This is a genomic window from Streptomyces sp. NPDC055400, from assembly GCF_053644375.1.
Genome location: NZ_JBSHLM010000018.1, coordinates 15,486 through 34,481, shown reverse-complemented (window position 1 = coordinate 34,481; position 18,996 = coordinate 15,486). Strand labels below are relative to the sequence as shown.

21 protein-coding genes are annotated in these 18,996 nt (G+C 71.6%); 8 read left to right on the top strand and 13 right to left on the bottom strand.

The features are described from left to right. Positions 1-63: 63 nt before the first annotated feature. The 4 genes from ACWIGU_RS36675 to ACWIGU_RS36660 form a co-directional block, all read right to left on the bottom strand. On the bottom strand, positions 64-831 hold the full coding sequence (locus tag ACWIGU_RS36675; protein ID WP_356286575.1) for an SDR family oxidoreductase: 768 nt from the start codon (positions 829-831) through the stop codon (positions 64-66). 17 nt (positions 832-848) lie between these two features. Then, a complete protein-coding gene (fabG, locus tag ACWIGU_RS36670) occupies positions 849-1,610 on the bottom strand; it encodes a 3-oxoacyl-ACP reductase FabG (protein WP_356286572.1) in 762 nt (253 codons plus the stop codon). A gap of 159 nt (positions 1,611-1,769) precedes the next feature. Then, on the bottom strand, positions 1,770-2,159 hold the full coding sequence (locus tag ACWIGU_RS36665; RefSeq protein ID WP_356286569.1) for a DUF3037 domain-containing protein: 390 nt from the start codon (positions 2,157-2,159) through the stop codon (positions 1,770-1,772). Beyond that, complete coding sequence (locus ACWIGU_RS36660; RefSeq protein WP_454405987.1) at positions 2,156-2,983, bottom strand: HipA family kinase; 828 nt, start codon at positions 2,981-2,983, stop codon at positions 2,156-2,158. Before ACWIGU_RS36660 ends, ACWIGU_RS36665 begins: the two co-directional genes overlap by 4 nt. A gap of 122 nt (positions 2,984-3,105) precedes the next feature. On the opposite strand from ACWIGU_RS36660, the gene ACWIGU_RS36655 reads away from it, so the two are divergent. Continuing rightward, positions 3,106-3,561, top strand: a complete 456-nt coding sequence (locus ACWIGU_RS36655) for a Rieske (2Fe-2S) protein (RefSeq protein ID WP_454405986.1) — start codon at positions 3,106-3,108, stop codon at positions 3,559-3,561. A 9-nt stretch (positions 3,562-3,570) separates the two neighbouring features. Here the strand turns inward: ACWIGU_RS36655 and ACWIGU_RS36650 are convergent, their stop codons facing one another. Beyond that, on the bottom strand, positions 3,571-4,215 hold the full coding sequence (locus ACWIGU_RS36650) for a cysteine hydrolase (protein WP_454405985.1): 645 nt from the start codon (positions 4,213-4,215) through the stop codon (positions 3,571-3,573). A gap of 124 nt (positions 4,216-4,339) precedes the next feature. On the opposite strand from ACWIGU_RS36650, the gene ACWIGU_RS36645 reads away from it, so the two are divergent. Then, positions 4,340-4,807: a pyridoxamine 5'-phosphate oxidase family protein gene (locus tag ACWIGU_RS36645; RefSeq protein ID WP_454405984.1), complete on the top strand. Its 468-nt coding sequence runs from the start codon at positions 4,340-4,342 to the stop codon at positions 4,805-4,807. Here ACWIGU_RS36645 and ACWIGU_RS36640 read toward each other — a convergent pair. Then, positions 4,804-5,760, bottom strand: coding sequence for a LysR family transcriptional regulator (locus ACWIGU_RS36640; protein ID WP_454405982.1), 957 nt, complete (start codon positions 5,758-5,760; stop codon positions 4,804-4,806). The two genes, ACWIGU_RS36645 and ACWIGU_RS36640, sit on opposite strands and share 4 nt — an antisense overlap. A 75-nt stretch (positions 5,761-5,835) precedes the next feature. On the opposite strand from ACWIGU_RS36640, the gene ACWIGU_RS36635 reads away from it, so the two are divergent. Next, positions 5,836-6,813 carry a DMT family transporter gene (locus ACWIGU_RS36635; RefSeq protein ID WP_454405981.1) on the top strand — a complete coding sequence of 326 codons (978 nt, stop codon included), beginning with the start codon at positions 5,836-5,838 and terminating at the stop codon, positions 6,811-6,813. Positions 6,814-6,816: 3 nt separating this feature from the next. Here the strand turns inward: ACWIGU_RS36635 and ACWIGU_RS36630 are convergent, their stop codons facing one another. Further along, the gene (locus ACWIGU_RS36630; protein WP_454405980.1) at positions 6,817-8,148 is read right to left on the bottom strand and encodes an aminotransferase class I/II-fold pyridoxal phosphate-dependent enzyme; all 1,332 of its coding nucleotides are present in this window, start codon (positions 8,146-8,148) and stop codon (positions 6,817-6,819) included. 35 nt (positions 8,149-8,183) lie between these two features. Between ACWIGU_RS36630 and ACWIGU_RS36625 the strand changes: the two genes are divergently transcribed. After that, entirely contained in the window at positions 8,184-8,882 is a 699-nt protein-coding gene (locus ACWIGU_RS36625; RefSeq protein ID WP_454405978.1) for a pyridoxamine 5'-phosphate oxidase family protein, read from the top strand. 84 nt (positions 8,883-8,966) lie between these two features. Here the strand turns inward: ACWIGU_RS36625 and ACWIGU_RS36620 are convergent, their stop codons facing one another. The 3 genes from ACWIGU_RS36620 to ACWIGU_RS36610 all read right to left on the bottom strand — a co-directional run bounded on the left by ACWIGU_RS36620 (position 8,967) and on the right by ACWIGU_RS36610 (position 11,839). Continuing rightward, the gene (locus ACWIGU_RS36620) at positions 8,967-9,872 is read right to left on the bottom strand and encodes a DMT family transporter (RefSeq protein WP_454406181.1); all 906 of its coding nucleotides are present in this window, start codon (positions 9,870-9,872) and stop codon (positions 8,967-8,969) included. Between the two features lie 282 nt (positions 9,873-10,154). Further along, the gene (locus ACWIGU_RS36615) at positions 10,155-11,186 is read right to left on the bottom strand and encodes an EamA family transporter (RefSeq protein ID WP_454405977.1); all 1,032 of its coding nucleotides are present in this window, start codon (positions 11,184-11,186) and stop codon (positions 10,155-10,157) included. A 140-nt stretch (positions 11,187-11,326) separates the two neighbouring features. Then, positions 11,327-11,839 carry a Clp protease N-terminal domain-containing protein gene (locus ACWIGU_RS36610; protein ID WP_454405976.1) on the bottom strand — a complete coding sequence of 171 codons (513 nt, stop codon included), beginning with the start codon at positions 11,837-11,839 and terminating at the stop codon, positions 11,327-11,329. Positions 11,840-12,059: 220 nt separating this feature from the next. Here ACWIGU_RS36610 and ACWIGU_RS36605 point away from each other — a divergent pair, with 220 nt between their 5' ends. Together ACWIGU_RS36605 and ACWIGU_RS36600 are read left to right on the top strand one after the other, a co-directional pair. Then, complete coding sequence (locus ACWIGU_RS36605; RefSeq protein ID WP_165914282.1) at positions 12,060-12,227, top strand: hypothetical protein; 168 nt, start codon at positions 12,060-12,062, stop codon at positions 12,225-12,227. A gap of 133 nt (positions 12,228-12,360) precedes the next feature. Next, complete coding sequence (locus ACWIGU_RS36600) at positions 12,361-12,789, top strand: type II toxin-antitoxin system Rv0910 family toxin (RefSeq protein WP_356286533.1); 429 nt, start codon at positions 12,361-12,363, stop codon at positions 12,787-12,789. Positions 12,790-12,882: 93 nt separating this feature from the next. On the opposite strand, the gene ACWIGU_RS36595 is transcribed toward ACWIGU_RS36600, so the two are convergent. Continuing rightward, entirely contained in the window at positions 12,883-13,500 is a 618-nt protein-coding gene (locus ACWIGU_RS36595; protein WP_454405975.1) for a PadR family transcriptional regulator, read from the bottom strand. A gap of 140 nt (positions 13,501-13,640) precedes the next feature. On the opposite strand from ACWIGU_RS36595, the gene ACWIGU_RS36590 reads away from it, so the two are divergent. Beyond that, entirely contained in the window at positions 13,641-14,450 is an 810-nt protein-coding gene (locus tag ACWIGU_RS36590) for a PhzF family phenazine biosynthesis protein (RefSeq protein ID WP_454405974.1), read from the top strand. Positions 14,451-14,540: 90 nt separating this feature from the next. On the opposite strand, the gene ACWIGU_RS36585 is transcribed toward ACWIGU_RS36590, so the two are convergent. After that, positions 14,541-15,341, bottom strand: a complete 801-nt coding sequence (locus tag ACWIGU_RS36585) for a CPBP family intramembrane glutamic endopeptidase (protein ID WP_454405973.1) — start codon at positions 15,339-15,341, stop codon at positions 14,541-14,543. Between the two features lie 163 nt (positions 15,342-15,504). Here ACWIGU_RS36585 and ACWIGU_RS36580 point away from each other — a divergent pair, with 163 nt between their 5' ends. After that, the gene (locus tag ACWIGU_RS36580; protein WP_454405972.1) at positions 15,505-17,277 is read left to right on the top strand and encodes a substrate-binding and VWA domain-containing protein; all 1,773 of its coding nucleotides are present in this window, start codon (positions 15,505-15,507) and stop codon (positions 17,275-17,277) included. A 22-nt stretch (positions 17,278-17,299) separates the two neighbouring features. Here ACWIGU_RS36580 and ACWIGU_RS36575 read toward each other — a convergent pair whose 3' ends face one another. Next, entirely contained in the window at positions 17,300-18,820 is a 1,521-nt protein-coding gene (locus tag ACWIGU_RS36575; RefSeq protein WP_454405970.1) for a glutamate-cysteine ligase family protein, read from the bottom strand. Positions 18,821-18,996: the final 176 nt, after the last annotated feature.

Sequence of the window (18,996 nt, the reverse complement as noted above, 5' to 3'; positions counted from 1 at the left end):
GCGACGTACGCGGGGAACTTCACTTAGGCGAGCTTGGTCCGATACGCCCCCGACGGGGGTATGTCAGGCGACGCCCGCATTGAGGAAGATTCCGCCGTCCACCACGAGGGTCTGACCGGTGATCCAGTCGGACTGCTGCGAGGTCAGGAAGGCGGCGGCGCCGCCGATGTCCTCGGGCACGCCGAGCCGGGCCAGCGGGTAGGCGGCCGCGGCCTCCTCCTCGCGCCCCTCGTAGAGGGCCGTCGCGAACTTCGTCTTGACGACCGCCGGGGCGATCGCGTTGACCCGCACCTTGGGCGCGAACTCGTGCGCGAGCTGGATGGTCAGGTTGATCATCGCCGCCTTGCTGATGCCGTACGCCCCGATGAACGGAGACGGGGCGAGGCCCGCGACGGAGGCGATGTTGACGATCGCCCCGCCGTTCTCGCCCTGCCACGCCTTCCACGTCTGCTGGGCGAAGCCGAGCGCGGAGACGACGTTGGTCTCGAAGACCTTGCGCGCCACGTTCAGGTCGAGCTCGGCGATGGGGCCGAACACCGGGTTCGTACCGGCGTTGTTGACCAGGAAGTCGACGCGCCCGAAGGCCTCCATGGTGCGTTCGACGGCGACGGCCTGGTGCGCCTCGTCGTGGGCCTTGCCGGCGACGTAGACGGCCCGGTCGGCGCCGAGCTTCTCGACAGCCTCCTTGAGGGCGTCCTCGCCGCGTCCGGTGATGCACACGCGGTCACCGCGGGCGACGAGCGCCTCGGCGACGCCGTAGCCGATGCCGCGGCTCCCGCCCGTGATGAGGGCGACCTTGCCGGAGAGCTCCGGGAGCTGGGACGAAGTCATGTCCGTATCCTCCGGCCCTAGTTGAGCGGTCCGCCGGCGACGTACATGACCTGGCCGGAGACGAATCCGGCCGCCTCGCCGGTGAAGAAGGCGATGGCGTTGGCGATGTCGTCGGGCTTGCCCACGCGCTGGACGGGGATCTGCGTGGCGGCGGCGGCCTGGAACTCCTCGAAGCCCATGCCGACACGGGCGGCGGTGGCGGCCGTCATCTCGGTGACGATGAAGCCGGGGGCGACGGCGTTCGCGGTGACGCCGAACTTGCCGAGCTCCTTGGCGAGGGTCTTGGTGAAGCCCTGGAGACCGGCCTTGGCCGCCGAGTAGTTGACCTGGCCGCGGTTGCCGAGCGCCGACGACGAGGACAGGTTGACGATGCGGCCGAACTTGGCGTCCACCATGTGCTTCTGGACGGCCTTCGACATCAGGAACGCGCCGCGCAGGTGCACGTTCATGACGGTGTCCCAGTCCAGGGCGCTCATCTTGAACAGCAGGTTGTCGCGGAGCACGCCCGCGTTGTTGACCAGGATCGTCGGCGCGCCGAGTTCCTCGGCGATGCGCGCGACCGCGGCCTCGACCTGCGCCTCGTCGGCGACGTCGCAGCCGACCGCGAGGGCCTTGCCACCGGCGCTGGTGATCTTCTCGACGGTGTCCTTGCAGGCGGCCTCGTCGAGGTCGATCACGGCGACGGCGCGGCCCTCGGCGGCCAGACGTACGGCGGTAGCGGCGCCGATGCCGCGTGCGGCACCGGTGACGATCGCGACGCGCTGTTCAGTGGTGGACATGCTCTTCGGTCTCCTCGCCCTAGAGTGCGGCCCTCACGTCCCAACTCGGTGAGCGACCGCTTAGTACCCTGTGGACGTGACGCTAGAAGTCCTGGCACCCGGTGTCAACGTACCCACCGGGTGCGACTGATCACTCACGGCGAAGAGGCCACCGCGAGGTCACCTCACCAGGAGGTCGAGAAGCCTGTTGACCTCTGCCTCGGGGTCCGCGGTGAGACCGGTGTGCACGGGCCCGGGCTGCACGACCGTGGAGCGCGGCGCGACCAGCCACCGGAAGCGGCGGCCCGCGTCGTCGTCCGCCGCCTGACCGGCGTCGCCACCCCCTCGGCAGTGCCGTTCGACTGCGGCGAGCGACGCGCGTACGCCGGTCACATCCGCCTCGGGGTCGAGGGCGCGCAGCCTCGCCTCGTCGAGGTGCGTGAGCGCGCGGACGTAGGACTTGGCGCGGCAGTAGACGACCACGCCGGCGTTGATCTGCTCGCCGCGCTCGACGCGCGGGACGACGCGCAGCAGCGCGTATTCGAAGACGTCTCGGGTGGTCGCGGTCACCGGGTGCCGCCCTTCACACTCGCCGTACCGGTCAGCCAGCCCGGAGTGCGCGGGAGCCGGTCGGGATCCGGCTCGGGCAGGCGGACGCGCTCGTGGATGACCGCAGCGCGGGGCAGCAGCACGCCGGCGTACGCGCGTCGCACCGCGTCGGGGTCGTCGAAGCCCGGCTCGTCGGCGAGCCAGGCGTCGGGGACGTCGGCGGTGACCTCGGCGAGCAGCTCCTCGGTGAGCCGCGGCGCGAGCTCCGCCGCAGCCGCCGCGACGTCGGGCGCGAAGGGGGCGAGGGCGTGGTCACAGGCGTCGTACGGGCGGGCCGCCGCGGCCTCGGCGCCGCGCCAGTTGTGGTGCCAGATCATGCTCGCGCCGTGGTCGATGAGCCACAGGTCGCCGTGCCAGACCAGCATGTTGGGGTTGCGCCAGGACCGGTCGACGTTGTTGATCAGGGCGTCGAACCAGACGACGCGGCCCGCCTCCGCGGGATCCACCTCGTAGGCGAGCGGGTCGAAGCCGAGCGCGCCGGAGAGGTACCGCATCCCGAGGTTCACGCCACCGCTCGACTTGAGGAGGCCCTGCACCTCCTGGTCCGGCTCGCCGAGGCCGATCACGGGGTCGAGTCCGATCCGCACGAGCCCCGGCACCCGGAATCCGAGCCGCCGCGCGAGCCCTCCGCAGATCACCTCCGCGACAAGCGTTTTGCGGCCCTGTCCCGCGCCGGTGAACTTCATGACGTACGGGGCGAGATCGTCGGCCTCGATGAGCCCGGGGAGTGATCCGCCTTCCCTCATCGGGGTGACGTAGCGGGTCGCCGTGACTTCGGTGAGCATTGCCCCAGGTTAGGCGACACACCATCGCTGTAGGAAAAGTCGATCCGGCATTGAACGTTCCGGTCCGGCGGCCCGTACGAGTGTGTATGCCATCCCCCCTCGAACGAAGGGAAACACCAGTAATGACCGCTTCGCACGAGTCCGTATCCGCCCCGACCCGCCGTACCGTCGTCGCGGCAGTGGGAGCCGCCGGCATCGCCGCCGCGCTCAGCGCGTGCGGCAGCTCGGACGATTCGTCGTCCGAGCCGTCGGGCGACGCGACCAAGGGAGGCGCGGCCCAGGACGGATCGGGGAAGGAACTCGCCAAAACCGCGGACATCCCCGTCGGCGGCGGAAAGGTCTTCGGTGGCGCGGGCGTGGTGGTCACGCAGCCGAAGAAGGGCGAGTTCAAGGCCTTCACGAACATCTGCACCCACAAGCAGTGCCCGGTCAGCGCGGTCGAGGGCGGCACCATCAACTGCCCCTGCCACGGCAGCAAGTACTCCATCGAGGACGGCAGCGTGAAGCACCCGCCCGCCACGCAGCCTCTGGCCGCCAAGGAGATCACCGTCTCGGGCGACTCGATCACGCTCGCGTAGCGACGCGGATCAGCGGCCGCGGCGCGGGCGCTTCCAGCAGGTGAGCACGTCCTGGGTGGATGTCACGGTGGCGACGAGCGCGAGCGTGTTGCGGATCATCGCGGGGGTGTAGTCGTGCGGCACCCCCGCGATCGCGTCGGCGGGCACGGCGACGGTGTAGCCGCGGTTCACCGCGTCGAAGACGGCGTTCGGTATGGCGACGTTCGACGAGACGCCGGTGACGATCAGCGTCCGGCAGCCGAGGTTGCGCAGCAGCGCGTCCACGTCGGTGCCCGCGATGGGCGAGAGGCCGTGCAGGCGGCGCACGACCATGTCCTCGTCCGCCACCTCGACGGGCGGCGCGATCCTGACCGCCTTGGTGCCGGAGATCTGCTGCACGGGCAGGCGCGCGGCGGCGCGGAACAGCCGTCCGTTGCGGTTGGCGCCGCGCCCGTCGGGCCGCCGCTCCGCGACCGCGTGCAGCACCTGTACGCCGCTCTCGTGGGCGCCCGCGACGAGCCGCGCCACATTGCCGAGCGCCCCGGACGACCTGGCCTCCTCAGCGAGTTCGGGCAGGGCGCTGTCAGGGCCGACGACCCCCTGCTGGCACTCTACGGTCAGCAGTACCGCGGTGGCCGGATCGAGCAGTTCGGCGAGCTCTTCGTACGACGGCACGTGGTCCCCCTGTCGCAGACGTCCTGAGCGGCGAGAGATTAGCCACCATTGCGCCACGAGGGAAGACACCGCATGCTGCTGATCTGACACACCGTCAGCACGAAGCCCTCGAAGGGGAGTACGCATGGCCGTCACACAGCGTCGGGGCCGCAAGATCATGATGACGCCGGCCGAGCTGGACGCGTTCCTGGGGTCCCAGCGCACGTGCCGCGTCGCCACCGTCTCGCCCGACGGCGCCCCGCACGTCAGCACCCTGTGGTTCGTCTGGGACGGCGCCTGCCTGTGGCTGTACTCGATCACGCGCAGCCGCCGCTGGGCCGACCTCCTCAAGGACCCGAGGATCGCCGTCGTGATCGACGCGGGCGAGGAGTACGGGGAGCTGCGCGGCGCCGAGCTGTCCGGCACGGTGGAGTTCGTCGGGGAGAGCCCGCGCACCGGCGAGCCCGTGCCCGAACTGGACGTCCCCGAGCGGCTGTTCGCCCGCAAGAACTTCGCGATGGACGAGATGGTGCACGACGGCCGGCACGCCTGGGCCCGGCTCACGCCCGACAAGATCGCGTCATGGGACTTCAGGAAGCTGGCGTCGCTCTAGCTCTCACGTGGGGAGCCCTCACGTGGGGAGCCCTCCCGTGGGGCGACGCCCCCGCCCAGGCTCGCGCCCACACTCCGGAGCGCCTTCACCGCCGCCCTGATCGACGGCCGCCGGTCCGCGTCGGACCGCCACACGACGTAGACGTGCCGGCGTACGCGCTGCCGCACCGGCACGGTCACCACCCCGTCCGGCACCGGATCGCGCCCGAGGAGCGGTGCCACGCACACACCGAGCCCGGCGGCGACGAGGCCGAGCTGGGTGTGGGTCTCGGCGGCGCGATGGCCGATGCGGGGCTCGACGCCCTTGGCGCGCAGCGTGAAGAGCAGCCACTCGTGGCAGAACTCGCCCTCGCCCCATGTGATCCACTCGTCGTCGGCGAAGTCCTCGAGGCCCACTTCACGGCGCCCGGCGAGCGGGTGGTCCGCCGGCATCGCGACATCGGCGGGGTCGTCGAGGATCGCCGCCTTGACGAGGCCGTCGGGGAGCGGCATCGGCTTGTTGTACCAGTCGAGCACGACGGCCAGGTCGAGGTCGCCGCGCACCACCCCGGCGACCCCCAGCTCGGGCTCCAGCTCCCGCGAGCGCAGTCGCAGCCCCGGGTGCTCCGCGCGCAGGGCCGCGAGGGCGCGCGGGAAGAGGCCGCGGGCCGCGGTCGGGAACGCGGAGATCCGCAGCTCCCCCACGACCTGCCCGCGGTGCGCCTCCAGGTCCGACTGCGCGAGCTCGACCTGGGACAGGATCCGCCCCGCGTGCTCGGCGAGCAGCCGCCCGGCGTCGGTGAGGCGCACCCCCCTGCCGTTCTTGGCGAGAAGCTGCTGCCCGACCTCGCGTTCCAGCTTGGCCATCTGCTGCGAGACGGCGGACGTCGTGACGTGCAGCCCTGCCGCGGCGCCGCTGACGGACCCGTGGCGGGCGAGTGCGTCGAGGGTGCGCAGGCGCTCCAGGTTCAACATGTAAGTGATGCTAAGCGATACCAGGGAACAAGTCTCGCTTGTACTAAGAGGTTGTGAGGCGGCATCGTTATGTCCATGAGCACCGTCACCTCCTCGTCGCCCCCTGCGACTCCGACCCCCGCGCCTTCCGGCATTCCTACGGAAACACCCGCCTCCGCCCGCCCCCGCCGCGCCCTCGACTGGCGCGTCCGCTTCGGCGTCCTGTCGCTGATCTGGGGCTTCAGCTTTCTCCTCATCAAGGTCGGCACCGAGGGCTACGCGCCGTTCCAGGTGACGCTGGGACGGCTCGCGTTCGGAACGGCGGTGCTCGCCGTGGCCATGGCCGTGAAGCGTCAGCGGCTGCCGCGCGGCCTGCGGACGTGGGGGCACATCGCGGTGGCGGCGCTCCTGCTCAACTCCCTGCCGTTCTCGCTGTTCGCGTTCTCCGAGCAGACGATCCCGTCGACGCTCGCCGGTATCTGCAACGCGACGTCGCCGCTGTGGGGCATGGCCCTGTCGCTGGTGGCGCTCTCCGAGGACCGGCCCACGCGCCGCCGCGTCGCGGGGCTCGGCATCGGCTTCCTGGGGGTGCTCACGGTCCTCGGGGTGTGGCAGGGCTTCCACGGCCTGGACCTGGCGGGCACGGCGATGGCGCTGCTCGCGTCGCTGAGCTACCCCATCGGCTGGATCTACCTGCGCCGCACGCTGGCCGGGAGCGGCCACTCGAACCTGTCGCTCTCCGGCGCGCAGCTCCTGACGGCCACGGTCCAACTGGCCGTCGTCACCCCGGTGTTCACGACGCTCCCGGCTCACCTCCCGGTCGTGCCCCTGCTCGCGATCGTCGCCCTGGGCGCGCTCGGTACGGGCCTCGCGTTCCTCATCCAGTACGGCCTGGTGGCGGAGGTCGGTCCGACCACGGCGCAGATGGTCACGTATTTCATCCCGGTGATCGCGACGGCCGCGGGAGTCGCCCTGCTCGGCGAATCCCTGACCTGGTCCACCCCGATCGGCGCGGTGATCGTGCTCGCGGGCGCGGCGCTCACGCAGTCCCGGGCGCGCGCCCCTCGGGCGTAACGCTCAGCCGTAACGGCGTGCGGGGGCCGGCCCGGTGGCGGACGCGACGGCGTCGGCCACCGGGCCGATGTCGTCGGCGCCGAGCGTCGACACGGTGATCCGCACCCCGGGCGCCGCCCCCATCCGGAAACGCGCGCCCGGCGCGACGGCCCACCCGGCGTGGAGCAGCCGCGCGACCGCGCCCGTTTCGTCCGGCACGGGCACCCACACGTTCATGCCGCTGCGCCCGTGCGCCTCGACCCCGCGCCCGGCGAGGGCCGCGATGAGCGCGTCGCGCCGCTGCCCGTACGACGCGGCGACGGCGCGCGTGTCCACCGCCCCCTCGGTCCACAGCCGCGCGACGGCCCGCTGCACGATGCGGCTCACCCAGCCGGGCCCGAGGCGCTGCCGCCCCTGGACCCGGTCGACCGTGACCGCGTCGCCCGTCAGGACAGCGAGCCGCAGGTCGGGCCCGTAGGCCTTGGCGACGGAGCGTACGAAGGCCCAGTGCCGCGTCACACCGGCCAGCGGGTGCAGCGGCAGGTCGACGATCCCGTGTCCGTGGTCGTCCTCGATGAGCAGTACGTCCTTGTGGGCCGCCAGGACTTTGCGCAGCGCACGCGCGCGTGGCGCGGTGACGGCGGCGCCGGTGGGGTTCTGGGCGCGGTCGGTGACGACCAGGGCCCGCGCCCCCGCACTCAGGGCCCGCTCCACCTCGTCGGGCAGCGGCCCGTCGTCGTCCACCCCGACGGGCACCAGGCGCAGCCCGAGCGCCGGTACGAGGTCGAGCAGGCTGCCCCAGCCCGGGTCCTCGACGGCGACGGCGTCGCCGGGCTTGAGGTGGCCCGCGAGCACCCGCTCGATGGCGTCGAGGGAGCCCGACGCGACAGCGACCGGACCCTCGGGGATCCCGTCCTCGTCGAAGGCCACGCGCGCGTGGCGTGCCAGCTCCGGCTCCAGAGGCCCGTCCCCGTAGAGGACGGGCGCCTTGTCGCCCTCCGCTGCCGCCCAGGCGAAGGCCTCGGCGAGCGGAGGCAGCAGGGCCGTATCGGGGTTGCCGTTCGAGACGTCGCGCACGCCGGCCGGTACATCTACGCGGATCAGCTCACGCGCCGTCGTCGCCGGCTTGGACCGCACGCGGCTGCCGCGGCGCCCCGCGGTCTCGATCACTCCGCGCTCACGGAGCGTGCGATAGGCGGCCGCGACCGTATTGGGATTGACCCCGAGACACTGGGCCAACTCCCTCATGGGCGGCAGAAGTTGGCCCGGCTGCAGGTCACCCCCGCCCACCGCGCGCTCCACACTGGCCGCGATCTCTGCTGCGCGCCGTCCTTCGATCGGATACTCTCCTAGCACAAAGCAGATTATGCACTAGTGCAATGGAGTTTGCAATGAGCGTGGCATCCGAGCCCGGCACCGTCGCTTCCGGGGACGCCTCCGCCTCCTACCCGGCGACCGACCGCACCGTCCCGGCCCGCATGCGCGAGCGGACGTACTACGACCGCGAGCTGGTCCACTCGATACTCGACGAGGCGTACATCTGCCATCTCGGGTTCGTCCGCGACGGCTCCCCCGTCGTGCTGCCCACCCTGTACGGACGCGTCGGCGAGACCCTCTACGTGCACGGTTCGACGGGCGCGCGGGTCCAGCGCATGGCGGGCGCGGCCGACCCCGGACTGCAGGTCTGCCTGACGGTCACCCATGTCGACGGTCTGGTGCTCGCACGCTCAGCCTTCCACCACTCGCTCAACTACCGCTCCGTGGTGGTGCACGGCCTCGCCCACCAGGTGACCGACCCCGACGAGAAGCGCACGGCGCTCGACGCGCTCGTCGACCACGTGGTGCCGGGCCGTTCCCAGGACTCTCGCCCCGGGAACGACAAGGAGCTCGCGGCGACGTCCGTCCTGCGCCTCGACCTCGCGGAGGTCTCCGCCCGCGTCCGCGCCGGCGGCCCCAACGACGACGAGGAGGACCTCGGCCTGCCGTACTGGACCGGCGTCGTCCCGCTCACCAAGGGCCACGGCGCGCCGGTCCCGGCCGACGACCTCGCGCCGGGCATCGCGGTGCCGGACTACCTGACGGGTCTGTAGGGCCTGTTCCGGGGATCCCCCAGGCGCCTTCGGAGACGAGCCTGCCCCGGTCCACGTCGAGACGCGCACCGGGGCGCCGGTCCGCTACCTCGCTCGCGCCTCGGCGACGGCCAGCCCGGTCACCGCGGCCAGCATCAGGACCGTGCCCGCCACCGTCGGCGCCGTCAGCCGCTCACCGAGGAGCGCGACCGCGATGACGGCGGCGCTCACCGGTTCGAGCAGCATGATCACCGAGACGGTCGCGGACCGTACGACCGCGGCGCCCGAGAAGTACAGGGCGTAGGCGAGCGCAGTAGGTACTGACGCGATGTAGACCAGCATCATCAGTACCTGGAGCGGCTGGGAGGTGTGCGGCACGAGTCCCTCCAGCGCGCCGAACGGCAGGAGGCTGACCGCGGCGACGGCGAACGTCAGGACGGAGGTGTCGAGTTGATCGCCCGACCGGCCGTCCCGGCCGAACCAGCGCGTCAGCAGCGTCATCACGGCGTATCCGGCCGCGGAGACCAGGGCCCAGGCGACTCCGGCGGGACGCACGGTCGCGTCACCGCCTCCGAGCACAAGGACGGTGAGGCCGGCGAGCGCGCCCAGGACGGCCGCCAGCCCGCCGCCGCCGAGCCGTTCACCCATGATCAGGCGCGCGCCGAGGGCGATGAGTACGGGCCCCGCACCCAGGGTGACCACGGTGGCGACGGCGAGTCCGGTCGCCTGGACCCCCGCGAAGTACGCGGTCTGGAAGACGCTCAGGGCGATCCCGGTGACGGCGATCCGCACCGCCTTGCGCAGGCGCGGTTCCGCGACGGGCCGGGTCCTGCGCCCTCGCAGCGCCCGCGCCGCGACCAGCAGGGCGAGGCCGCCCGCGCAGCGCCAGAACGACAGCGCGGCGGGGCCGAGGTCGCTGGCCCGGAAGACCAGCGAGGCGGCCGCTCCCGCGGTGCCCCAGGCGGCACCGGCGATGACGAGGTAGAGGAGTCCGCGCCCGACGGGCAGCAGCGGCGCTGCTCCGGCGGGCGACGTACGGGACGAGGTGTCGGCTGAGTCAGCCGCGACAGTGTGCGACACGTGGTTCTCCACGAGGAATGGCCTCCGCGCCCGTGGACGGGGGCGGGGCAGGGACACGGACTGTCGTCTGCGGGCAGCCGTGACCCGCTCGGGGCGTCCCGAGCCGGATCTTCGTCAGATGTGCCGCTGAAGCGCGATGCTCCGGACGGCCACCGCCCGCGTCAAGCGGCCGGGGGCGGAAGCACGAGTGCGCGTGAATGCATGATCAGCACCTTAGTTCGCGCTGCCGCGACCGGACAACGCCTTATCCGGCGACTCCGGCGACGCCTCGTTCGGGGCGGCTTCACCGGCCACGGCCACCACCTCGGGCTTCGCCGGGGCCGAGGACTGCGCGATGAACGCCCCGACCAGGACGACCGCGCCGCCGGCGATCTGCGGTGCCGACAGGTGCTCACCCAGGAGCACCCAGGCCAGCACGGTCGCGATGACCGCTTCCAGGCAGGCCACGACGCCGGCCACCTGGGGCGAGAGCCGGCGTACGGAGAGGACTCCGGTGACGTAGGCGATGACCGTAGCGATGAGGACGATCCAGCAGAGCAGCAGCCACGCGGGCACGGAAGTGCCGTTCATCGAGGCGCTGCCGCCGAGCACGGACCAGTCCATGCCCCAGGGGCGCGCCACGGCCGTCAGGACGAGGGCGCCGACGAGCAGCCCGTACGCGATCACGCCGAGCGGGTCCGGCGCCCGGTCCCCCGCGTCGCTGCCCTGGTCGGACAGGACGAAGTAGCCGACCTGGCAGCAGGCGGCGCCGAGGGCGAGCAGCAGGCCGATCAGGTCGACGCTCAGTCCCGCCCACACCTCGACGACGCAGGCGAGACCGCCGACGGCGAGGACCACGCCGAGCGCGGCGGCGCGCGTCACGGGCCTGCGCTGCACGAAACGGACCCAGCCGAGCACGAGCGCGGGGGCGAGGTACTCGATGAGGAGCGCGACCCCGACAGGGATCCGGGAGATCGCGGCGAAGTAGCAGGCCTGCACACCGGCGACGGCGAGCAGGCCGAAACCGGCGAGCAGCGCGGGCCGCTGGACGGCCAGGGAGCGGTGCCGCCAGGCGACGGGCAGCATGACGAACGCGGCGCCGGCGACACGCAGCCACACCACGTGGAGCGGGTCGAGACCCGCCTCGATCAGCGGCTTCGCCGCCACACCCGAACCTCCGAAGGCGAGCGCCGAGACAAGGGCGAGCCCCAGTCCGACACCTCGCCCGCGGTTCGCCTGAAGTCCCTGAGACGCATGCACCGGCACATCATGACAGCCGACGTCATGACCGTCACCCCCGATGACCCCTGTCTCACGTGGCGGACGTGCCGGGCACGACGAACGGGGGCTCGGCCGCAAAGGCCGCGCCCCGAACAGAGCCAGGGCTCAACCGGCGACCGCTCGCTTCAGCACCCGGCCTCGACATGCCGCCGCAGGCTCTCCGCGTCGACGCCGGCCCGCCCGAGCACCTCGACCGCGCGGCTCTCGCGGTCCGCCGCGAGCGAGGTGAGGAGGTCGACTCCGCGCGCACGCGGGTCGCCGCGCCGCTCGGCGCGGTCGAGCGCGGCCTCCATCGCGGCGGCAGCGGCGGGCGACCAGCCGAGCCCCGTCACGACGGGCACGGCACCCGAGTCCTCGACGGTGCCCTGCCACTGGAGGCCGTAGCCGATGCTCCGCTGCACGAGATAGCCGAGGAGGCGGGCCAGTTGCGGGCCGCCGTCGAAGGCCTCGCGCACCTGCGGGTCGGTCTCGAGGAGCGAGTGCAGGAGGTGCGCGGTGTCGATCTGACGGTCCCCGTCGCGGACGGCTCTGCGACGGGCGCCGGCCACCACCGAGGCGAGCTCGGGACTGAGCCTGGCGTCAACATCTGCACGGCTGTGGCCGCTTGCCGCGGCCTCGGACGGGGTAGGGCTTTGCACATCTCCTACCTCATCAGCCCCCGTCCGGCCGGGCATCCCCGGCGGGAAGCATTTCCACGTCCGACACAAGGTGGGCACGCATGAGCGGGTTCTCCTCCTTACGGATGAGATCGCGCCCTTTTACCCGGAGGGGCGCGCGCCGCCTTGCACAGCGCCCCTCACGCAACCGCGGACCTACCGGAACTCGTCCTTCACAAGCATGAAGAGCAGGTGCTGGCTCGTGGCCCTGCCGGCAATCGACGGCAGACAGTACGTGTATCGGGTGTACGCACCCGACGACGCGCTGCTCGCCGACCTGTTCTGGGACGCCTGGCACTGCCACGACGAGGGACCGTTCCCGCGCGCGTCGGACCTCTTCGACGCCGCGGTCATCGAAAAGCTCGGCTGACGACGGCCTGCCCCCGCCTACCCCCTCCCCACTTCTGACAGTTCATCAGTATTGAATGTTCGAGGTCCTGCGGCTACTTTCCGCGACACCACGGCTGCGCCCGCCGCAGCTCTCGTCGAGAAGGGGTGGTCGCATGGCCGAAGTCAGCGCGGAAGCACGGATCGGGGCACCCGCGGAGAAGGTCTGGGCCCAGCTCACCGACTTCACCGCGTACGGGGAGTGGAACGCCACGCACACGAGCTTCCCGAAGGGCGCACCGACGGCGCTCGAAGTGGGCGGCACCTTCGAGGAGAACATGAAGCTCATGGGCTTTCCGGCGGAGGTGACCTGGACCGTCGAGGACCTGGAGGCCACCCGCACCCTCGCCATCAGGGGCAAGGGACCGATGGGCGTGAACGTCGGCACGCGCTACACCCTGACCGCGGACGGCGACGGCACGACGGTCCGCATCGACGGCGAGTTCACCGGCGCCGCGGTGTCCCTGATGGCGGGCAAGCTCAAGGACTCGGCGACGGCCGCGCTCAACGAGTCACTGCGCAAACTGGCGGGCCTCGTCGTCTGAGCGGGCTCCACGCGCGCGAACACGTGAAAGGCGCCCCGCACGCTCGGTGCGGGGCGCCTTCGTCTTTCGGTACGGGGCATCGCCCCGGGGACGTCAGTCCTCGTCGGCGAGGATCAGGTACAGCTTCTTGCGGGCGTCGTTGATGACGGTCAGCGCCTTCTCGCGCTGCTCCTTGCTGCCGGTCTTCCAGACCTGCCCGAACGCCTCCATCAGACCGAAACCGGCCTGCCGGATCTCGTTCAGGGAATCCCAGTCGACCCCGCGCCCGGCCTCTTCCCAGGGGGCGTCGGGTCCCTCGCCGGCCGCGGAACGGCCCGGCTCGGTGAGCGAGAACAGCTTCTTGCCGCCCTCGCTCTCGCTGGCGATCAGGCCCTCGTCCTCGAGCAGCTGGAGGGTCGGGTACACCGAACCCGGGCTGGGCTTCCACGCCCCGCCGCTGCGCTCCGCGATCTCCTGGATCATCTCGTAGCCGTGCATCGGACGGTCCTTCAGGAGGGCCAGGATCGACGCGCGTACGTCGCCGCGCCGTGCCCTTCCGCGAGGTCCGCCCCGGCCGCCGCGCCCTCCGCCGCCCCAGGGTCCCGGGCCGAAGCCCGGCCCGAAGGGGCCGAAGGCGGCACGCCGCCCTTCGAAGCCGCCCCGACCGGGATGGCCGGGCCCGCACTGCCCATGTCCGTGTCCGTGTTCATGCTCGTAGCCATGGGAACGCATCTCCATCATTCCTTCCATCGTTGATCGGTCGCGATGCGTCAACGATATATCGGAACCGTTCGGCTGGCAATCCCTTACCGGTCCAGCTCTCCCGAATTGGCCTTGGCCTGCGCTTTCACCGTCGCCGTAGCGTGCGCCCCATGCGCATTCGAATCGTGGACGCCTTCACCGACCGCCCCTTCGCCGGCAATCCGGCCGGCGTGCTGCTCCTCGACGCCTTCCCCGACGACGCCCGACTCCAGGACATCGCCACCGAGATCAACCACGCCGAGACGGCCTTCGCCCACCCGCTGCCCGCCGGCGGCACCGCCGACTGGGCGCTGCGCTGGTTCACCCCCTCCACCGAGGTCGACATGTGCGGCCACGCCACCCTGGCCACCGCGCACGTGCTGCACAGCACCGGCGCGGCCGACGGCCCGGTCCGCTTCGCCACCCGCAGCGGCGTGCTCGTCGCGACCCCGCGCGAGGACGGCACGATCACGCTCGACTTCCCGACCGCGCCCCTGACCCGTATCGACAGCCCCGAAGGGGTGGCTGCGGCCCTGGGCGCCGAGCCGCTCTCGGTGCACGACACCGGCCGCCAGGTGGGCGACCTGCTCGTCGAGCTCGCGGACGAGAAGACGGTGCATGCCCTCGCACCGGACCTCAAGGCCCTCGCCGCCTGTTCCGAGCGCGGCGTCATCGCCACCGCCCGCGCCGCGGACCCCGACGGCGCCTACGACTTCGTCTCCCGCTGCTTCTTCCCGCGCGTCGGCATCGACGAGGACCCGGTCACCGGAAGCGCCCACACGGCCCTCGCGCCGTTCTGGTCCCCGCGCCTCGGCCGGGCCGAACTCACGGGCCTCCAGGCCTCCGCCCGCACGGGCTTCGTGCGCACCGAACTGCGCGGCGACCGCACCCTGCTGACCGGCCGCGCCGTCACGGTCATCGAGGGCGACCTGCTCGCCTAGGGCTCGCCCCGGTCCGAAGAAAAGGCCCTGGCACACCGCAGGGGCGTACGAGGATCTCGTACGCCCCTGCATCCGGCACCCGCCCCGGCCTCACGCCGTGGGCAGCCACCCGACCTTCCCCGCGAGCAACGCGTATCCGACGAACGCGCCGATGTCGAGCAGCGAGTGCGCCACCACCAGCGGCCCGACCCGCCCCCACCGCCGGTACAGATACGCGAAGACCAGGCCCATCGCGAGGTTCCCGAAGAAGCCCCCGATGCCCTGGTAGAGGTGGTACGAGCCGCGCAGCACGGAGCTGGCCACGATCGCCGTGCCGGGCGTCCAGCCCAACTGCCCCAGCCTGCGCAGCAGATAGCCGACGACGATCACCTCCTCCAGGACGGAGTTCTGGATCGCCGAGAGGATCAGGACCGGGTACTTCCACCACACGTCGGGCAGCGCCTCCGGCACCACCGTGAGGTTGAAGCCGAGGCTGCGGGCCGCCAGGTAGAAGGCGATGCCCGTACTGCCGATGACCGCCGCGATCACCGCGCCGCGGGTCGCGTCGAAGAGCGGTCTCGTACGATCGAAGCCGATCGTCCGCATCCCCGCGCCCTCGCGCAGCAGCAGATGCGCGACGAGCGCGACCGGGACGAGCGCGCTCGCGATCCCGAACAACTGCCACGCCAGATCAAGCCACGGCCGCCCGGGAGCGGCCGAGGCGTTCAAAGTCGCCGCCTGGTCCTTCAGACCCCCCGGTTTGGTGACCGATCCGACAAAGCTGATCAGCGCGGACACTCCGCTCGCGCCGAGCGAGAGCGCCAGAACGAGCAGTGTCTCGTTCCGAAGAATCCGCCGCGAAAGCCGCTCGTTCGGAAAAGAATCGGCCACCGCACCCGCCTCCGCCTGCACACCTGCCTCCAGTTGAGTAATCCCGCCTCATCCCCCACCTAGCCCCGCTAGGGTCTCGAATGCAGGTACGAAGATCGCGCGCGACAGGCCGGGGGGACAAAGGCCGTTCTTTGGTGTACCTCTCCCCTTCCGTCGGGCCAGGCCGAAGGAAGGGCACCACCGCATGGGACGTCACAGCTTGCCCGACGAGTATGGGACGGACGCGGTCGGCCCCCGCCCCCGCACGCGCGGCCGGACCCTGGCCATCGCGACGGCGCTGGTCCTGGTGGTCGCCGGGGGCACGGCTCTCGCGGCCAGGAGCGGCCTGCTCTCCCTCGGCGGGGCCTGCGACGGCAAGACGGTCCACCTCGACATCGCCGCCTCGCCCGACGTCGCCCCCGCGCTGCGCGACGCCGCGGACCTCGCCCGCGAGAAGCATCTGACCTCCGACGGGCAGTGCCTCGACACTCGCGTCCAGGCGGGCGACTCGTACAAGATCGCCGATACTCTGCGCAAGGGCGGCAAGGGGGCCAGGGGCTACGAGGCGTGGGTGCCGGATTCGAGTCTGTGGATCCAGCGTGCCGGCCTCGGCGGGAACGCCACCCCGGTCACGGCGATGGGCAACATAGCCTCCTCCCCCATCGGCATCAGCATGGTGCCGTCGGCCGCGAAGAGCATGGGCTGGCCCGCGAAGCAGTACACCTGGGCGCAGTTGACCGGCGCGGCCATGGAGGGCGACAAGCTGCGGCTCGGGACCGCCGACCCCGCGCGCAGCGCGACCGGTCTCCTCGCCCTGACCCAGCTGGGCGCCTCCACCAAGAAGTCCGGGGCGGACGGCGACACCCAGGCCGCCGCCATGGCCAAGGCGCTCTCGCAGCGCACCACCGAGAGCGACGGCCGGCTGACCGACACCCTGGCGCGCGACTCCTCCGGCACCGAGCAGGGCAATCCGCGCCGCAATCAGGCGCTGTTCCTCTCCGAGCAGTCCTCGTACCGGTACAACGCGACCGCCGGCGACGAGGACGGGCTCGACCTCTTCTACCCGAAGGACGGCTCGCCGCAGCTCGACTACCCGTTCGCCCTGGTCGACGAAGGCGACAAGTCGACGGACGAGCGGCGCGCCGCGATCCGTTTCATGACTCTGCTCGGTGAGGACGCCGGCATCCGGATCCTGGACAGGCACGGCTTCAGGACGGACGACGAGGAGCCCTCGGACGCCGTGGTCGCCGGGGCGGGCGGCCGCAGCCCGCAGCCGTACGCGACGTCGGACTCCGAGCCGCCGACGGACAAGGAGCTCCAGGAAACCCTCGGCATGTGGACGATCACGGTGCAGCGCGCCCGGATCACCGTGGTCGTAGACGCCTCCGCCTCCATGGCGAACTACGTGCCGGGCCGCAACCAGTCCCGCATGGAGGTCACGAAGGCGTCGATGCTCCAGGCGCTCGCCACGTTCACGCCCGAGGACGAGATCGGCCTGTGGGAGTTCGCCACGCTCCTCGACGGGAACCGCGACTACCGCAAGCTCGTCCCCACCGAGCGCCTCGGCGACCGCAAGGGCGGCGGCACGCAGCGCGACGAGCTCTCCGAGGCGTTCAGCGGTCTCCAGCCGGTGCCGGGCGGCGCCACAGGCCTCTACGACACGACGCTCGCGGCCTACGAGGAGGCGACGTCGTCCTACCGGAGCGGCAGGTTCAACGCCGTCGTGGTCGTGACCGACGGCGCGAACCAGGACCTCGGCTCCATCTCGCGCAGCCACCTCGTCTCGCGGCTCCGGAGCCTCGCCGACCCCCAGCACCCGCTGCCGCTCATCGCCATCGCGGTCGGCCCGGACGCGGACAAGGACGAGGTCGAGCAGATCGCCGGGGCCACCGGCGGCTCCGGGCACCAGGTCAGTGACCCGGCCGAGATCCATGCGGTGATCCTCAAGGCGATCGTGGAGGCGGGCGCCAAGGGCTGACCGGGCTCAACCCACATGCCCGTCAGCCCAGTTGCACCGCCGGTGCGGGGAGCCCCACCGGCCATGTGTGCACCGGGTCGCCCGCGTGCATCAGCTCGCAGTAGCGCCGGGTGGTCGCCGCGAGCGCCGCGTCGCGCTCCAGGCCGCTCTCCAGTGCGCGGTGGAACGTGCCCGCCTGCCACGACGCCCCGTTGACCCGCCGCCGGCAGCGCTCCTCGATCACCCCGAGGTAGAAGTCACGGTCGGCCGCCTCGACCCCCCAGGCGTCGAGCCCGGCAGCGGCCAGCGGCAGCAGCTCGTCCCGTACGAGCGTGACGGCGGGCACCTTCTCGACCCCGCCGAAGCGGCCCCGGCGCGGCCAGTCCAGGCGCGCCTCGATCCCGTACCGGCATGCCTCGTCGAAGTTGCGGGCCGCCGCGTCGAAGGGCAGGCGGGTCCAGACGGGGCGGGCGTCCTCGGCGAGGGCGCGTACGACGCCGTAGTAGAACGCGACGTTCGCGATGACGTCGGTGACGGTGGGACCCGCGGGCAGGACGCGGTTCTCCACGCGCAGGTGCGGCATGCCGTCGGCCATCCCGTACACGGGCCGGTTCCAGCGGTAGACCGTGCCGTTGTGCAGGACGAGTTCGCCGAGCGCCGGAACTCCGCCGTCGTCGATGACGCGCAGCGGCTCCTCGTCGTCGCACAGGGGCAGCAGGGGCGGGAAGTAGCGCAGGTTCTCCTCGAAGAGGTCGTACGCGCTGCTGATCCAGCGCTCACCGAACCAGGTGCGCGGCCGCACCCCTTGGGCCTGGAGCTCGGGCGGGCGGGTGTCGGTCGACTGCTGGAACAGGGGCGGCCTCGATTCGCGCCAAAGCTCATGCCCGAACAGGAACGGCGAGTTGGCGCCGACCGCGACCTGTACGGCGGCGACGGCCTGCGCGGCGTTCCACACGTCGGCGAATCGGGCGGGCGTGACCTGGAGGTGCAACTGCACGGAGGTGCAGGCCGCTTCGGTCGCTATGGACCCCGAGCTGCAGCGCAGGTGCTCCACCCCGTCGATGTCGACCACGAAGTCCTCGCCGCGCGCGGCCACCATCTGGTCGTTGAGAAGGCTGTAGCGGTCCACGTCGGACAGGTTCGCGGAGACGAGATCATCGGGCGCGAGCGTCGGGAGAATGCCGATCATCACGATCCCGGCGTCCACCTCGTTCGCTTTCCGGTGGGCATAGGCGAGGCCGGTCCTGAGCTCCTCGGCAAGCCGGTCGAGAACCCGGCCTTCCAATCGATGGGGGGCAATGTTCACTTCCAGATTGAACATTCCGAGTTCGGTCTGGAAATCACGGCTCGCGATGCGCTCGAGAACTTGCGCATTCATCATTCTGGGCATGCCGTCGGGCCCCGCGAGATTCAACTCGATCTCCAGGCCCATCAGATTTCTCGGACGGTCGAACCTCTCCTCCTCCAGGAGTCGCCCGAGCCCCACCAGACACTGCTGCAGCTTCCTGCGGTAGTGCCGTCGATCGGACAGGTCGAACGCGCCCGCCACGACCTTCTCCCCCATGGAAGCGTCCCTCCTCGCATGGACGACCCGGCCACCCGGCCGCTGTGTCACGGTGGATGATGCCCAGGCAATGTGATCGATAACGCCCCGCTCTCCGCCGCGGGCGAGTAGGCTCGCAGCAGTTGTCACGGGGCACATTCACGAGGCATGCAGCATGTCGAAGAGTCGGTTCCATC

What these genes read in the sequence shown, in the direction of transcription:
- ACWIGU_RS36600 (WP_356286533.1), top strand. Translation starts at nt 12,361, where the DNA reads ATGGCCGAAGTCAGCGCGGAAGCACGGATCGGGGCACCCGCGGAGAAG.
- ACWIGU_RS36640 (WP_454405982.1), bottom strand. Translation starts at nt 5,760, where the DNA reads ATGTTGAACCTGGAGCGCCTGCGCACCCTCGACGCACTCGCCCGCCAC.
- ACWIGU_RS36675 (WP_356286575.1), bottom strand. Translation starts at nt 831, where the DNA reads ATGACTTCGTCCCAGCTCCCGGAGCTCTCCGGCAAGGTCGCCCTCATC.
- ACWIGU_RS36575 (WP_454405970.1), bottom strand. Translation starts at nt 18,820, where the DNA reads ATGGGGGAGAAGGTCGTGGCGGGCGCGTTCGACCTGTCCGATCGACGG.
- fabG (WP_356286572.1), bottom strand. Translation starts at nt 1,610, where the DNA reads ATGTCCACCACTGAACAGCGCGTCGCGATCGTCACCGGTGCCGCACGC.
- ACWIGU_RS36595 (WP_454405975.1), bottom strand. Translation starts at nt 13,500, where the DNA reads ATGCGTTCCCATGGCTACGAGCATGAACACGGACACGGACATGGGCAG.
- ACWIGU_RS36635 (WP_454405981.1), top strand. Translation starts at nt 5,836, where the DNA reads ATGAGCACCGTCACCTCCTCGTCGCCCCCTGCGACTCCGACCCCCGCG.
- ACWIGU_RS36660 (WP_454405987.1), bottom strand. Translation starts at nt 2,983, where the DNA reads ATGCTCACCGAAGTCACGGCGACCCGCTACGTCACCCCGATGAGGGAA.
- ACWIGU_RS36590 (WP_454405974.1), top strand. Translation starts at nt 13,641, where the DNA reads ATGCGCATTCGAATCGTGGACGCCTTCACCGACCGCCCCTTCGCCGGC.
- ACWIGU_RS36645 (WP_454405984.1), top strand. Translation starts at nt 4,340, where the DNA reads ATGGCCGTCACACAGCGTCGGGGCCGCAAGATCATGATGACGCCGGCC.
- ACWIGU_RS36655 (WP_454405986.1), top strand. Translation starts at nt 3,106, where the DNA reads ATGACCGCTTCGCACGAGTCCGTATCCGCCCCGACCCGCCGTACCGTC.
- ACWIGU_RS36625 (WP_454405978.1), top strand. Translation starts at nt 8,184, where the DNA reads ATGAGCGTGGCATCCGAGCCCGGCACCGTCGCTTCCGGGGACGCCTCC.
- ACWIGU_RS36580 (WP_454405972.1), top strand. Translation starts at nt 15,505, where the DNA reads ATGGGACGTCACAGCTTGCCCGACGAGTATGGGACGGACGCGGTCGGC.